The following is a 14,363-nucleotide window of genomic DNA, read 5'->3' as shown; positions in this document are numbered from 1 at the left end:
CACAGCTCCGTAACAGGACGGAGGGGACGGACAGGGCCCCATCCGGCACTCGGGACGCACTACGGAAACCGGGTGCACTCGGCGTCCCCGTGACGGATCATGGCGGCATGTCTGTGAACCCGCACGACGCGCTGCCGATCCGGCTCAACGTCGACGACAACGACTCACCGTCCGACGTCGTCGACGCGCTGTTCCTCGGCCGTTTCGCGACGGGCGAGCAGCCGTACTCGCACGCGGCCAACATCGACCGGGTGCGCTCCGGCGCGACGCTGCTGCCGAACGGCGCCCGTGTGCTGCGCATCGCCCGGGACGACGACCGCAGCGCGACCCTCGCGGAGGGCGACGGCTGGACGGTGCTGGTCTCCCGCTGGAACCGGGGCGCCGACATCACGGTCACCGCGACCAGCGCCGAACTGGCCGAGAAGGTCCTCGGCGAGGCGACGGACGGGGCGACCGACGAGCCCGAACCCCAGCCGGAGAACGTGACGATGGGGTTCTGGTACGTCTCCCCGCGCCGCGGCCCGCACCGCACGACCCGGCAGATCTCGGCGGGAACCTGGGACGAGGTCCGGGGGAACTACACGGCACCGGTCGCCGACGCGATGACCCGCCTGATGAAGACGACCCCGGAGGACATCGCCGGCCGGCTGCTCCTCCTGCACGGCCCGCCGGGCACCGGCAAGACGTCGGCGCTGCGCACTCTGGCCCGTTCCTGGCGTGACTGGTGCCAGGTGGACTGCGTCCTGGACCCGGAGCGTCTCTTCTCGGACGTCGGCTACCTGATGGACATCGCGATCGGCGAGGAGGACGGCCCGGGCAAGGGCCGCTGGCGGCTGCTCCTGCTGGAGGACTGCGACGAACTGATCCGCGGCGAGGCGAAGCACACGGCGGGCCAGGCCCTGTCCCGGCTGCTCAACCTCACGGACGGCCTGCTCGGCCAGGGCCGCAACGTGCTGGTCGGCGTCACCACCAACGAGGACCTCGAACGACTCCACCCCGCCGTGGTCCGCCCCGGCCGCTGCCTCGCCCGCATCGAGGTGGGCCGCCTGACCCGGCCCGAGGCGACCGCCTGGCTGGGCACGGAGGAGGGCATCAACCGCGAGGGAGCCACCCTCGCCGAACTCTACGCACTACGCCGGGGCACCTCCCCGACGTCCGTCCCCGAACCCCGGGAGGGAACGGACGCGGGCCTGTACCTGTGACGAGGAGGGAACAGGCGCGCAGCGCCGCTGTTCCAGGGGCGCGGGGAACTGCGCGACCAGCCCCCACCGGCCCGCACCGCCCGCGTGAGCCCTCGTCGCCGAACCCCCGATCACCCCTGAGCCGCGCGCAGGGCATCCCGTACGGCGGCCACCACCGCGTCCTCCCCCACACCCAGCCTCCGCGCCCGAGCCACATACGCCTGCGCCGCCGCGGCCAGCTCCCGCTCCGCGGCGGAGCCGGCCGCGGCCACGAACGTCCCGTTGCGCCCCCGCGTCTCGATCACCCCGTCGCTCTCCAGCGCCCGGTACGCCTTGGCGACGGTGTTCGCGGCGAGCCCCAGCGTCTCCGCGAGCCCTCGCACGGTCGGCAGCCGGTAGCCCACCGGCAGCACCCCGGCGTGCGCCTGCTCGGAGATCTGGGTCCGCACCTGCTCGTAGGGCGGCGCGCTGTCATCGATGCGGATCTTCAAGGTCACGGCCCGATTGTCCCGCACCCGCCGGAAAATGGGAGGCAGCAAAGGCCCCCGCGCTCATAGTCTCCGGCCATATGGCAATCACCGTACGCACTCTTCTTCCCGAGGCCCGTGCCGATCTGGAGGCCTTCGTCCGGGTCCGCGACCGCGCCCTCCCGTTCATCCTCTTCTCGCCGGACTCCCTGGCCTACGACATCTCCCACATGCACACCGACGCCCACTACCGCCCCCTCGTCGCGGAGGAGGACGGCGAGGTGATCGGCACGGCCCAGGTGCATCTCGTGCACGACAGCGCGGAGCCGGGCCAGGGCTGCGTCAACGTGTACGTGGACCCGGAACGCGAGGGCCGCGGCGCCGGTACGGCCCTGGTGCGCACCGCCGAGGAGCACCTCGCGGCGCACGGCGCGAGGAAGCTGTTCGCCTGGGTGCTGGAGGGGCCGGCCAACCGGGCCTTCGCCGAGGCGCACGGCTACCGGGCGAGCCGCTCCGCGCACTTCCTGCGCCTTGACCTGGTGAACGGCACGCTGCCGCCGCTCCAGTCCCCGCCGTCCGGTGTCGAGCTGCGCCCGGGCGCCGACTTCGCGGACGACCCGCGCGCCCTGTTCGAGCTGGACTCGGAGGTGCTGTCGGACGAACCGAGCGACGTCGACTACGAGTTCACCGACTACGAGGCCTGGCTGGAGGAGACCTGGCGGCATCCGCTGCTGGACCACGAGCTGACCACGGTCGCCCTCGTCGACGGCCGCCCCGCCGCGTTCAGCGCCGCCCGCACCGACGGCGGGACCCGCTACGGCACGGTCATGACCGGCACGGCCCGCGCGTTCCGCGGCCGGGGGCTGGCGAAGCTCGCCAAGAACGACTCGCTGCACCGGGCCCGCGCGGCCGGGTGCACGGAGGCGTTCACCGGCAACGACACGGGCAACGGCCCGATGCTCGCGATCAACAAGTGGTTCGGGTACGAGATCTGCGCGACGGAGGTCCGCTATGCCCGCGAACTCGGCTGACGCCGCGGCCGGCTTCGAGGTCGTCCTGATCAAGGCGGGCCGCACGAAGATCCGTTACCCGGCGCGGCTCGTCGGCGACGACGGCACCCGGGTCACGGTCCGCGCGGCCTGGGCGAGTCCGGGTGTGCGCGACTTCGGCTTCGTGCGCTTCGAGCCCGGGGACGTGTTCACCGAGCACTACTGGCGGGACCGCTGGTACTCGGTGAAGGAGGTCCGCGCGGCCGACGGCTCCCTGAAGGGCTGGTACTGCGACATCACGCGCCCCGCCGGTGTCTCGGGCACGGTGATCGTCTCGGAGGACCTCGACCTGGACCTGTGGCGGTCCGCCGACGGCACGGACGTGTTCCGCCTGGACGAGGACGAGTTCGCCGGCAGCGGGCTCACGGAGTCGGACCCCGAGGCGGCGCGGGCGGCCATGACGGCGCTGGACGAACTGGAGACGCTGGCCCGCGGCACGGACTTCGAGGCCCTGCTCTCCTAGACCGTCGCCACGACCGGACCGGCGCCACGACCGGACCGGCGCCGTGACCGGACCGGCGCCGTGACCGGACCGCCGCCTCGACCGGAACGCCGCCTCGACCGGACCGTGGTCACGGCTAGACCGTCGCCACGACCGCGTACCGCTCGTCGTCGTCGGCCCCGCCCCACAGCAGGTCGTCCCCCGACAGCGGCTCCACCCGCAGCTCCCGGGCGATCGGCTCCAGCAGGCCGCCGAGCCGCGCGGCGGACATGCCGACGGCGCCCCAGACACCCTCCACGAGGACCATCCGCCCGCCCGGGCGCAGCAGCTCGCGCCAGTGCCGCAGGGCCCGGGCCGGGTCGGGCAGCGCCCACACGACATGCCGGACGAGGACGACGTCGTACCGCTGCTCCCCCACCGGTGGTGCCGCCGCGTCACCGACGAGGAACGCGGCGTCACGTCCGGCTAGTTTCGCGCGGGCGAGGTCCACCATCGCCGGGGAGCTGTCCACGCCGGTGACGCGGTGTCCCTGTTCGGCGGCCAGGAGCGACAGGCTGCCGGTGCCGCAGCCGAGGTCGAGCAGGTCGCAGGCCCGCCCGGGCAGCCAGGAGCGCAGCCGGTCGGCCCAGGCGGCGCGCACGGCGGGGTCGCGCAGCCCGTGGTCGGGCCCGTCGTCGAAGGCGGCGGCCTCCGCGTTCCAATCCACGGCCGCGGCGGCCTCGAATCCCCTGTGATCCGTCATGGTGCCCAGCCTGGCATCCGCCACTGACAACGCCCCGCCCAGCAGATCCCTCTGGAAGGTCACTCGAAAGCCAGTCGAAATCGTGATGGTCACCACTGACAGATCGGCCCCGATGAGTAACTCTCCACCAAAGGGTCTACCTCCGTGCCAACGCGGAACACGGTAGGCACTGAAGGAGGCAGCCATGCGCCGCGTGACCGTGCAGAAGCCCCTGAAGAAGTCGGAAACCCGCAGGATCCGCGAGGAGGCCGAGGAGCGCCCCTCCGGACGCCCCGAGGTGCGCAAGGACATCGCCCGCACCTGGTGGCCGGACGGCTGAGCGGTCGCCCTCGGAGCAGCCGCTTGCGGTGGTGGAGGCGGTCGCAGGACCCGTCCACGCGCCGCTCCACGAGCTCGTACCCGTACTTCGGGTGGATCCGCCGGTTCTCCCACATCATCGCGTGGGTGCAGAGCCTGACCTCCGTCAGCCCGCGCGCACGCGCGTGGGCGTCCACGAACCTCAGCAGCCGTCCCCCCACGCCTCTGCCACGGGCGCCGGGGTGGACGGCGATGCTGTCGAGGAACAGAGGGTCCGCGAGCCGGATCTCCCCGGCGGTCTCGTCGTCCGTGCCTCTGACGGCAGCGCCGTGACGGCGGCTACCTGATCGCAGTCTGAGCACTCCCTTAAGTGCGCCATAAGGATCTCCTCCGACCGCTCCCAGCAGGCGATTTCCGGGATTTCTGGGGCTAGTTTGCTGATCGCCCCCCACGGGATCCCCCCGAGAAACCCCTGCCAAGAACCTCTGCGAGGAGCCTCCGCATGCCTGCACGCCGTACGGCCGTCGTCACCACCGCCGCCGCTCTCGGCCTGACCGCGCTCGCCGCCGTGCCCGCGGCGGCGCACGGCACGATGGGCGACCCCGTCAGCCGGGTCGCCCAGTGCTACGCGGAGGGCCCGGAGAGCCCGAAGTCGGCCGCGTGCAAGGCGGCGGTCGCGGCGGGCGGCACCCAGGCGCTCTACGACTGGAACGGCATCCGGATCGGCGACGCCGGCGGGCGCCACCAGGAGCTGATCCCCGACGGCAAGCTGTGCAGCGCCGGCAGCGACGAGTTCAAGGGCCTGGACCTGGCCCGCGCGGACTGGCCCTCGACGAGCGTGAGCAGCGGCGCGTACACCTTCAAGTACCGGGTGACGGCCCCGCACAAGGGCACGTTCAAGGTGTACATCACCAAGGCGGGCTACGACCCGGCGCAGCCGCTGGCCTGGGACGATCTGGACCTGGCGAACCCGGTGGCGACGGCCACCGACCCGGTCGCGACGAACGGCTACTACACGTTCTCCGGCACGCTGCCCCAGCGTTCGGGCGCCCAGTTGCTGTACGGGATCTGGCAGCGCTCGGACAGCCCGGAGGCGTTCTACTCCTGCTCGGACGTGACGTTCGGCGGCAGCGGCGGCACGAGCGGCGGCAGCGGCAGCGGCACCGGCACGGGTTCCGGAAGCACGCAGTCCGCGGCACCGGCGCCGACGACGGCGGCGCCCACCGCCTCCGCGCCCTCCGAGGAGCAGATCGAGGCCGGCGCCGACAAGTCGACCGTCGAGCACCACGGGCACGGCGACCAGGACGCGTCCACGTCGGCGGAGCCCACGGCCACCGAGACCTCCGCCGCTCCCGTGGTGGACGCGAACGACGTGGAGGCGGCGGGCGCGTCCCAGGATCTCGCCGAGACCGGCGGCGACGGCAGCACCCCGTATCTCGCGATGGGCGGCGCGGCGATCCTCGCGCTCGGCGCTGCGGTGCTGTTCGCCTCGGTCCGGCGCCGTGCGGTGGCGGGCGGCCGGCACGGCCGCTGACGCCCTCACCCGGGGGGCGGGGTCTGTCCGGCGGCTCAGGTCGGACAGACCCCGTAGGTGTGTCCGCGCCGGTCCGGCGCGGAGGTCAGCCGAAGATCGACGCGCAGGTGGTCGTGGTGGCGTGCGCCGGGTCGAGCGCGTTGGCCACCTCGTGGAAGGCGATCAGGTCGGTGAGGCCGATCGCCACGTGTTCGGACAGATCGAGCGGGCACAGGTCCTGGAGCAGGACGTTGTGGACGCCCGACCCGCTGAGGAACTGGCTCTGGTACGGCGTCACGACTTCGTCGTAGCGGGTGGCGATGACCGTGTAGGCGACACCGGGGACGGTGTCGCCGCCGGCGTTGAGCTTGGTGAGGAAGGCGGAGCCGACGACCTGGTCGGCGAGGGCGGGGGTGGCGGTGGAGAGCAGGTCGGCCGCTCCGGGGAAGAAGTCCAGCAGGGCGGTGAGGCCGTTGAGGGTGGTGCCGTGGTTGCTGGGCGCGACGCCGACGAGGGCGTTCACCTTGGCCGCTCCGCCGAGGAACTTGACGTAGTAGCGGGGCATCATGCCGCCCTGCGAGTGGCCGACGACGTCGGTCTCGGCGGCGCCGGTGGCGGCGAGCACCTTGTCGACGAAGGCGGAGAGCTGTGCGGCCGACTTGTCGATGGGGCCGAGGCCGTTGAACACGGGGACGCCCGTGAGCTGGCCGTAGTCGAGGGAGTAGACGCAGTATCCACGTGTCACCAGATACGGCGCGAGGCCCAGCCAGTTGTCGACGGAGTTGCCGAAGGTGCCGTGGACGAGGACGACCGGGCGGGGGTGGGCGGTGGAGGGCTTGCAGGAGTAGTTGTTCCAGCCGCTGCTCGGTGCGCTCGCGGCCTGTGCGGTGGTGGCGGGGACGAGGGCGACCGCGGCGGTGAGGAGCAGCGCGGCCAGGGGTCTGAGCGCTCGTTTCCAGGGCAGCATCGTGTGATCTCCTTGCGGCTCAAGGGAGGTGCGACGGCTGTACGCCCTGTGATCCGGATCACGAGGATGCTGTTCTTACTCGAAAGTTACGGACGAGTAGTTCACTTGTGAAGTTACGCGACAGTAAAAACTTGCAGCGCTAGCAAGGGGCGAGCGTTGCTGCAGATGAACCGTCACCAGGCGGGCCTGAGGGGACCATAGGGGGCGATGCGCCCCAATTGATCACGCAACGCCCGCACTTCACCCTCACCGAGCACATCGACCCAGGCCCGCACCGCCTCCGCGGCGGCCTCCTCCGCCGCACGGGTGCATGCCCGGCCCCGCTCGGTCAGCACGACCAGCCGGGCCCGCGCGTCACCGGGGTGCGCGCGCCGCTCGACATAGCCCTTGCGCACCAGCTCGTCGACGAGCTGACTGGCCGCCTGCTTGGTCACCCCGAGATGCCCGGCGACGGCGGTCACCGTGGCGCCGTCCGGCGCGAGCAGACTGAAGACGTGGCCGTGCGCGGGCCTGACGTCCACGAACCCCCGGGCGACGACGCCCTCGTTGATGCGCTGGGTGAGCCCGCCGGCGGCGGCGAGCAGGGCGGCGGTCAGGGCCAGGGCTTCGGAGTTCTGCACGGAGGCATTGAAACACCCTTGACGCACTGGTCAAGCTGCTTGACCAAAAGAGCGGCCCCAGGGAGCTGTGCGCCTGGCGCGGCGAGATACCGGCGGGGACCAGGGCCCCGGCCCACACCGTGAACCGCGAGGAGATCCTCCATCGGTCTGGAGGCGGTCCTGCCCGACGGCACCGTGCTCGCTCCCCCGTGGGCCAACCGACCCCCTAGGCCGCCAGCGTGCCCGGCAGCAGCGCCTGCGGGCCGAACTTCGCGCGCACCCGGTCCGCGACCTGCTCGATCCGGCGGAGCTTCTCGTCGACGGGGTCGAAGGTGAGCTGGTGGGAGGCCTGTTCGGCGGGGCCGAGGGCCTCGGCGCGCAGGGCGACGGCCCGGACCCGGGCGCGTTGCAGCCCGAGGGCCTCGTACAGGTCGTACGCCGTCCTGATGAGCGCGGCCGAGTGGGCGGTGGGCTCCTTCAGGGTGCGGGTGCGGGTCGTGGCGGAGCGGTCGGCGTAGCGCACGGTGAGGGTCAGGGTGCCGCACACCCGGTCGACGGCGCGGAGCCGGGCGCCCAGTTCCTCGGCGGCGGCGAGCAGGGCGCGGCGGTGCCGGCCGGGGTCCAGTTCGTCCAGCTCGAAAGGGCGTTCGGTGGCGAGGGAGCGGGAGACCGCGTTCGGGACGACCCGGCCGCGGTCGACGCCGCCGGCCTTCTCGTGCAGGTCGCGGCCCGCCCGCGCGCCGACCAGCCGCTGGAGCGTGGACAGGGGGGCCGCGGCGACCCGGCCGAGGGTGTCGAGGCCGTACTCGCACAGGGTGCGGGCGGTCGCGGGGCCGACACCGGGGAGCGCGGCGACCGGCTTCCCGGCGAGGAAGTCCACCGCCTCCTTCCCGGACACCACGCGGGTCGTCCCGGGCCGGGCCTCGCGCAGCGCCATCCGGGCCAGCAGCGGTCCCGGTCCGGCGCCGATCGCGCAGTCCACCCCGTGGTGCGCGAGGGCGCGGACCCGGATGACCGCGGCCAGTTCGGCCGCGTCCCGCCCGAAGTACCGTTCGGCGCCCCGCAGATCGGCCAGCGCCCCGTCGGGCGGCAGCGCCTCGACGACCGGTGTGAAGTCCTCCAGCAGCGCGAGCAGCCCCGGCAGGGCCGCCTCGCCCGCCGGCAGCGGCGACTGGAAACGTACGCAGAGGATGGTCATCCCGCACTCCCCGGGCTCTGGTGCCACAACTTCTTCGCGTGTGCGGGCTCTTGGCCCGCCGGCCGCAGGTCGGCCCACGGATGCAGTTCGTATCCCGTCGGCATCTGGATGCGCCGGCCACCGGTGGAATCGCCCGTCCCGCGCGGCACGGGTTCCGCCAGCCGGGCCGCGACCGCGTCGAGGCCCTTCTCCGCCCGCAGTTCGACCAGTTCGGCGAGGTTCCAGGCGGCGGCGCCGACCACGCTGAGGCTGCGCGGGCCGCGCCGCTGCACCACCCCGCGCACCAGCAGCAGCCAGGAGTGGAAGACGGTGTGGGCGCAGGCCTCGTGCGAGTCGTCGAAGAAGGCGAGGTCGACCAGGCCGGAGCCGTCGTCCAGGGTGGTGAAGACGACCCGCTTGCCGGAGCGGATCGGCGGGGTCTGCGTGGCCGCCTTGGCGCCCGCGACGAGCACGGTCTCCCCGTGCCGCGCCTCGCGCAGCCGACGGGCGTCGGTCACGCCCAACTCGCCGAGGAACTCACGGTGGTCGTCCATCAGGTTGCGCGAGGCGTCCATCGACAGGACGCCCAGTTCGGCGCTGAGCCGCTCGGTGGAGGACAGGTCCGGGAGCCCGGCGGGCGCGGTCCGCCGCCCGCCCGCCAGCGGCAGTTGGCCACCGCCCGCGCCCCGTGCGCCCCGGTGCAGTTCGGCCAAGTGGAGTTGCAGATCACGCCGGTTGGCGCCGAAGGCGTCCAACGCGCCGACCTGGGCGAGCCGCCCGGCGAGCGGACGGCTCGGCCGGGCCCGTTCCCAGAAGTCGAGCAGCGAGGCGTACGGCTGTCCGTCCGCGATCCGCGCCGCCTCGGCCTCGCTGATGCCGTGGACGTCGGAAAGGGCGAGCCGCAGCCCCCACTCCGCCGCCTCTTCGGACACCAGTTCGATACGGTGGGCGACCGCCGACCGGTTCACGTCCAACGGCAGGATCGGCACCCCCCGCCGCCGCGCGTCCGCCAGCAGCAGCCGCTTCGGGTACATCCCGGGGTCGTGCGTGAGCAGCCCCGCGTAGAAGGCGGCCGGATGGTGCGCCTTGAGCCACGCGGACTGGTACGTCGGCACGGCGAAGGCGACCGCGTGCGCCTTGCAGAAGCCGTAGCTGCCGAAGGCCTCGACGATCTCCCAGGTCCGCCGGATCGTCTCCACGTCGTATCCGCGGGCCGCCGCGTGCTGCGCGAACCAGAACCTGATCCGCCCCTGCGACTCCGGGTCGGACAGCCCGCGCCGCACCCGGTCCGCCTCGCCCCGGCCGCACCCGGTCATGATGTCGACGATGTCGATGATCTGCTCGTGGAAGACGACGACCCCGTACGTCCCCCTCAGCGGCTCCTCCAGGTCCGGGTGCGGCAGCCGGACCGGCGCCCGCCCGTGCCGCGCCTCGATGAACGGCCGCACCATGTCGGCGGCGACCGGCCCCGGCCGGAAGAGGGAGATGTCGACGACGAGGTCGTGGAAGTCGGCCGGCTGCAACCGCCCGACCAGGTCCCGCTGGCCCGGCGACTCGATCTGGAAGCAGCCCAGCGTCTCGGTGGACCGGATGAGGCGGTACGTCGCCGGGTCACCGGCCGGCACGGCGTCCAGGTCGATCCGCTCCCCCGTCGCCCGCTCGACCTCCGCGAGCGCGTGCGCCATCGCCGACTGCATCCGCACCCCGAGCACGTCGAGCTTGAGCAGTCCGAGGTCCTCGACGTCGTCCTTGTCGAACTGCGACATGGGCAGACCCTCGCCGCTGGTCGGCACGACCGGCGTACGGGAGAGGAGGGAGGCGTCGGAGAGCAGGACGCCGCACGGGTGCATGGCGATGCCGCGCGGGAGGGCGTCGAGGGACTCGACCAGGTCCCAGAACCTTCCGTACCGGCCCTCCTCCCGCCGCGACTCCCCTGCCAGCTCCCGGAGTTCGGGCAGTTCCTCCAGGGCCGCGCGGGCGTCGCGGGCCCGGATGTGCGGGAACGACTTGGCGATGCGGTCGATGTCGGCGGGGTCCATGGACAGGGCGGCGCCCACGTCCCGGATCGCGTGCCGCACCCGGTAGGTCTCCGGCATCGAGACCGTGGCGACCCGCTCGGTGCCGAACCGGCCGATGATCGCCCGGTAGACCTCCAGACGGCGGGCGGACTCCACGTCGATGTCGATGTCGGGCAGCACGGGCCTGCGGGTGGACAGGAAGCGTTCCATCAGCAGCCCGTGCTCGACGGGGTCGGCGTGGGCGATGCCGAGGAGATGGTTCACCAGCGATCCGGCGCCGGAGCCGCGCGCGGCCACCCGGATGCCCATCTCCCGCACGTCGTCGACCACCTGGGCGACCGTCAGGAAGTAGGAGGCGAAGCCGTGGTGGGCGATGACGTCCAGCTCGTGGTGCATCCGCTCCCAGTAGGCGTGCCGTGCGGTGTATCCCTTGAGGACCATTCCGGCCGCCGCCCGGGAGGCGAGCGCCCGCTGCGCGGTGCGGTGGCCCGCGCCGACCAGCCCCGGCTCGGGGAAGTGGACGGTGCCCATCCCGAGGTCGTCCTCGGGGTCCACCAGGCACTCGGCGGCCGTCGCCCGGGTCTGCTCCAGCAGCCGGTGCGCGGTGTCGCGCCGGTAGCCCGCGGCCTCGACGATCCGTTCGGCGACCCGGAACATGGCGGCGGCGTCCTTGAGCCAGGCCTCGCCGGAGTCCCCCTCCTTCGCCGGGTCGAGGGGGACCAGCCGCCGGGCGGCGTCCAGGACGTCGGCGACCGGGCCCTGGCCGGGGTCGGCGTACCGGGCGGCGTTGCTGAGCACCGGGCGCACCCGCTGCTCCGCGGCGAAGCCGACGGTACGGGCGGCCAGCCGCAGCGAGCCGGGCCCGGTGCCCTCACGCCCGTGCCACACGGCTTCCAGGCGCAGCGCGTCGCCGTACCGTTCCCGCCAGGGAGCGAGGAGGCGGGCGGCGCGGTCGGGGCGTCCGGCGGCCAGCGCGCGGCCGACGTCGGAGGCGGGGCCGAGCAGCACGGTCAGTCCGTCGCCGTGGTTCCGGTCCCAGGGCAGCAGCGGGGTGTCCCCGGCGGTGCGGGCGGCGGCGTGGGACGCGGTCACCAGACGGCACAGATCGGCCCAGCCGCGGGCGCCGTCCCGGGCGAGGAAGGTGACCCGGGGTGTCGACTCGTCGATGAAGGCACCGCCGCGCACGGGGGTGCGGCGCCGCTCCCGCCGTACGGGCTCGTGCTCCTGCGCGGCCAGCTCTGCGCCGAACAGGGGGCGCACCCCCGCCTTGGCGCAGGCCTTGGCGAAGCGGACCGTGCCCGCGAGGGTGTCGCGGTCGGTGAGGGCGAGGGCGTCCATGCCCCGCTCGAAGGCGCGCTCGGCCAGGCGCTCCGGGTGGGAGGCGCCGTAGCGCTGGGAGAACCCGGAGACGGTGTGCAGATGCGTGAACCCTGGCATCCGCGCCTCCCGTTTTCGAACATCAGTTCCCAGCTACCTCTCCTCCACCATAGACCAAATTCCGAACATCTGTACGACAACCGTTCGGCCGCCTCCCACCTGCGGAAACGTCCGTGACCTCGGACTGTGAGGACATGACACAGAACAGCATCCGTGACGGCGGCCCGAACGGCGGCGGCTTCCTCTCCGAGGTCAAGGACGCGGTCACCCCGCGGGCCACGCTGCTGGTGCTCGGGGTGCTCGCCCTCCAGCTGCTGTTCATCGCCTCGTACGTGGGGGCGCTGCACGCCCCGAAGCCCCGGGACGTGCCGTTCGGGGTGGTCGCGCCGCGCGCCGCGGCCGAGCAGACGGTGGCCCGGCTGGCGAAGCTGCCCGGCGCACCGCTGGACCCCCGGACGGTGACCGACGAGGCGACGGCCCGCGAGCAGATCATGAACCGGGACATCGACGGGGCGCTGGTCGTCCGCGCGACCGGCACGAAGGACACGCTCCTGGTGGCGTCCGGCGGCGGCACGGTCCTCGCCACCACCCTGGAGAAGTACCTCACCGCCCTCGAAGCCTCCCAGCGGCGGACCCTCACCACGGTGGACGTGGCTCCGGCCTCCTCGCAGGACTTCGACGGGCTGTCGTCCTTCTACGTCGTCGTCGGCTGGTGCGTCGGCGGCTATCTGACCGCCTCGATCCTCGCGATCAGCACCGGCGCCAAGCCCGCCAACGCGCGCCGCGCGGTGATCCGGCTGCTCGTGATGGCCCTCGTCTCGATCGCCGGCGGACTGGGCGGCGCGGTGATCGTGGGCCCGGTCCTGGGCGCGCTGCCGGGCAGCGTCATGGCCTTCTGGGGGCTGGGCGCGCTCGTCACCTTCGCGGTGGGCGCGGCCACGCTCGCCCTCCAGGGCCTCTTCGGGGTCGTCGGCATCGGACTGGCGATCCTGCTCGTGGTCATCGCCGGCAACCCGAGCGCGGGCGGCGCCTTCCCGCTGCCGATGCTGCCCCCGTTCTGGAACGCCATCGGCCCGGCCCTCCCCCCGGGCGCCGGCACCTGGGTCGCCCGCTCCATCGCCTACTTCAAGGGCAACGCCACGACAGCGCCGCTCCTGGTCCTCTCGGCCTGGGCTGCGGCGGGCACCGCGATCACCCTGACCGCGGCGATGCTGCGCGCACGCGGGCCCCGGGAACAGACGCGGTAGGCCCCGCCCGGCGGCGGAACACGGCGGCGGAACACGGACGGTGCGGGCGGGGAACACCTCCCCGCCCGCACCGCGTGAACCGTCTGCCGGACCGGACCGTCAGCCGATCGACGTCCCCGTGGCCGACAACGCCTCGCTCACCGGCTGGAAGAACGTCTCCCCGCCGGAGGTGCAGTCACCGCTGCCGCCGGAGGTGAGTCCGACCGCGCTGCTTCCCGAGAACAGCGACCCGCCGCTGTCCCCCGGCTCCGCGCACACGTCGGTCTGGATCAGCCCGTTGACGATGTCCCCGTTGCCGTAGTTCACGGTGGCGTCCAGCCCGGTGACGGTCCCGTCGTGCACCTGGGTCGTCGACCCGCTGCGCGTCACGGACATGCCCACCGTCGCGTCGGCCGCGCCGGTGATCTCCTGCGCGGACCCGTCGTAGAGGTTCACCTCGCTCGGGTGCTCGACCTCGGAGGTGTACTTGACGAGCCCGTAGTCGTTGTCCGGGAAGCTGGACGTCTCGTTCGTGCCGATGACGCCGCTGGAGTCCGACCACTCGGAGATCGCCTCGGTGCAGTGCCCCGCGGTCAGGAAGTACGGCTCCCCGCCCTTGACGACGTTGAAGCCGAGGGAGCAGCGCCCGCCACCCCCGGTGATCGCGTCGCCACCGGCGATGAAGGGCTTGAACTCCCCCTTGGTGCGCTGGAGTTCGGCCGTGCCGCCGAGTCCGTCGACGACCTTGGTGAGCGAGGCCCACTCGGCGTCGGAGACGGTCCGGTCGGCGGTGACGACGACCTTGTTGCTGGTGGGGTCGGTCACCCAGGAGGTGCCCGGGACATCGGCCTCGCGGACCGAGGTGCCGGCGCTCCTCAGCTCGGCGAGGGAGTTCCGGACGACCCGCGCCTCGGCGCCGGCCTTCTCCACGACGGAGGCGGCGGCCTCGTCGAGGACGTTGACGACGAGGGACTTGCTCTTCGCGTCGTAGTACGTTCCCGCCGCGTCGCCGCCGAGCTGTTCGCCCAGCGTCGAGGCGAGGTTTCCGGCCGCGAGGGCCGAGAGGGTCTTCGGTGCGGAACTTCGCACGGGCTCACTGGCGTTCGCACTCTGGAAGGTGACTCCCGCTGCGACCAGTGCGGCGATTCCCGCGCCGGCCAGGGCGGCCCGCCGCCTGGGTATGCGTCGGTGCTTCAACTCGCGTCCTCCTGTGGGGGGTCGACCCGATCCGTTGTGGGGACTTCTCGGGCCGGAAGGCTGGTTGACGAGCGCCCACTCTTCCGAACCCCACAGGGAGCGCACAAGGTT

13 protein-coding genes and 2 pseudogenes are annotated in these 14,363 nt (G+C 73.0%); 7 read left to right on the top strand and 8 right to left on the bottom strand.

The window, feature by feature from the left end:
- Positions 1-107: 107 nt before the first annotated feature.
- Positions 108-1,202: a DUF5925 domain-containing protein gene (locus tag ACIPSE_RS41985; protein WP_401674111.1), complete on the top strand. Its 1,095-nt coding sequence runs from the start codon at positions 108-110 to the stop codon at positions 1,200-1,202.
- A 110-nt stretch (positions 1,203-1,312) separates the two neighbouring features.
- On the opposite strand, the gene ACIPSE_RS41980 is transcribed toward ACIPSE_RS41985, so the two are convergent.
- Positions 1,313-1,678, bottom strand: coding sequence for a GntR family transcriptional regulator (locus tag ACIPSE_RS41980; protein ID WP_401674109.1), 366 nt, complete (start codon positions 1,676-1,678; stop codon positions 1,313-1,315).
- Positions 1,679-1,749: 71 nt separating this feature from the next.
- On the opposite strand from ACIPSE_RS41980, the gene ACIPSE_RS41975 reads away from it, so the two are divergent.
- The gene (locus tag ACIPSE_RS41975; protein WP_401674106.1) at positions 1,750-2,679 is read left to right on the top strand and encodes a GNAT family N-acetyltransferase; all 930 of its coding nucleotides are present in this window, start codon (positions 1,750-1,752) and stop codon (positions 2,677-2,679) included.
- Positions 2,660-3,160 (top strand): DUF402 domain-containing protein, encoded by a 501-nt coding sequence (locus ACIPSE_RS41970; RefSeq protein WP_401674104.1) that lies wholly within the window; start codon positions 2,660-2,662, stop codon positions 3,158-3,160. Before ACIPSE_RS41975 ends, ACIPSE_RS41970 begins: the two co-directional genes overlap by 20 nt.
- A gap of 115 nt (positions 3,161-3,275) precedes the next feature.
- Here the strand turns inward: ACIPSE_RS41970 and ACIPSE_RS41965 are convergent, their stop codons facing one another.
- Positions 3,276-3,881: a class I SAM-dependent methyltransferase gene (locus ACIPSE_RS41965; RefSeq protein ID WP_401674102.1), complete on the bottom strand. Its 606-nt coding sequence runs from the start codon at positions 3,879-3,881 to the stop codon at positions 3,276-3,278.
- Between the two features lie 184 nt (positions 3,882-4,065).
- Here ACIPSE_RS41965 and ACIPSE_RS41960 point away from each other — a divergent pair, with 184 nt between their 5' ends.
- Positions 4,066-4,200 (top strand): hypothetical protein, encoded by a 135-nt coding sequence (locus tag ACIPSE_RS41960; protein WP_401674099.1) that lies wholly within the window; start codon positions 4,066-4,068, stop codon positions 4,198-4,200.
- Between the two features lie 13 nt (positions 4,201-4,213).
- Here ACIPSE_RS41960 and ACIPSE_RS41955 read toward each other — a convergent pair.
- A pseudogene (locus ACIPSE_RS41955) lies at positions 4,214-4,492 on the bottom strand (GNAT family N-acetyltransferase); the annotation flags it as partial.
- Positions 4,493-4,680: 188 nt separating this feature from the next.
- Between ACIPSE_RS41955 and ACIPSE_RS41950 the strand changes: the two are divergent.
- A complete protein-coding gene (locus tag ACIPSE_RS41950; RefSeq protein WP_401674096.1) occupies positions 4,681-5,712 on the top strand; it encodes a lytic polysaccharide monooxygenase in 1,032 nt (343 codons plus the stop codon).
- A gap of 85 nt (positions 5,713-5,797) precedes the next feature.
- Here the strand turns inward: ACIPSE_RS41950 and ACIPSE_RS41945 are convergent, their stop codons facing one another.
- Entirely contained in the window at positions 5,798-6,658 is an 861-nt protein-coding gene (locus ACIPSE_RS41945; RefSeq protein WP_401674093.1) for an esterase/lipase family protein, read from the bottom strand.
- 173 nt (positions 6,659-6,831) lie between these two features.
- On the bottom strand, positions 6,832-7,278 hold the full coding sequence (locus ACIPSE_RS41940) for a MarR family winged helix-turn-helix transcriptional regulator (protein WP_401674091.1): 447 nt from the start codon (positions 7,276-7,278) through the stop codon (positions 6,832-6,834).
- Positions 7,279-7,328: 50 nt separating this feature from the next.
- On the opposite strand from ACIPSE_RS41940, the pseudogene ACIPSE_RS41935 reads away from it, so the two are divergent.
- Positions 7,329-7,421: pseudogene (locus tag ACIPSE_RS41935) on the top strand (cupin domain-containing protein); the annotation flags it as partial.
- Between the two features lie 62 nt (positions 7,422-7,483).
- On the opposite strand, the gene ACIPSE_RS41930 reads toward ACIPSE_RS41935, so the two are convergent.
- Both ACIPSE_RS41930 and ACIPSE_RS41925 read right to left on the bottom strand, forming a co-directional pair.
- Positions 7,484-8,455 (bottom strand): DNA polymerase thumb domain-containing protein, encoded by a 972-nt coding sequence (locus ACIPSE_RS41930; RefSeq protein WP_401674089.1) that lies wholly within the window; start codon positions 8,453-8,455, stop codon positions 7,484-7,486.
- Positions 8,452-11,889 carry a DNA polymerase III subunit alpha gene (locus tag ACIPSE_RS41925; RefSeq protein ID WP_401674085.1) on the bottom strand — a complete coding sequence of 1,146 codons (3,438 nt, stop codon included), beginning with the start codon at positions 11,887-11,889 and terminating at the stop codon, positions 8,452-8,454. The genes ACIPSE_RS41930 and ACIPSE_RS41925 overlap by 4 nt, the downstream gene beginning before the upstream one ends.
- Before the next feature lie 134 nt (positions 11,890-12,023).
- On the opposite strand from ACIPSE_RS41925, the gene ACIPSE_RS41920 reads away from it, so the two are divergent.
- Positions 12,024-13,076: a DUF3533 domain-containing protein gene (locus ACIPSE_RS41920; RefSeq protein ID WP_401674082.1), complete on the top strand. Its 1,053-nt coding sequence runs from the start codon at positions 12,024-12,026 to the stop codon at positions 13,074-13,076.
- Positions 13,077-13,175: 99 nt separating this feature from the next.
- Here the strand turns inward: ACIPSE_RS41920 and ACIPSE_RS41915 are convergent, their stop codons facing one another.
- A complete protein-coding gene (locus ACIPSE_RS41915) occupies positions 13,176-14,252 on the bottom strand; it encodes a S1 family peptidase (protein ID WP_401674080.1) in 1,077 nt (358 codons plus the stop codon).
- Positions 14,253-14,363: the final 111 nt, after the last annotated feature.

This window comes from Streptomyces sp. NPDC090106 (assembly GCF_044747265.1).
In the GTDB taxonomy this organism is placed as follows: Bacteria; Actinomycetota; Actinomycetes; order Streptomycetales; family Streptomycetaceae; genus Streptomyces.
Note: the sequence above shows the minus strand (reverse complement) of the source record. Positions and strands in the feature narration are given on the sequence as shown.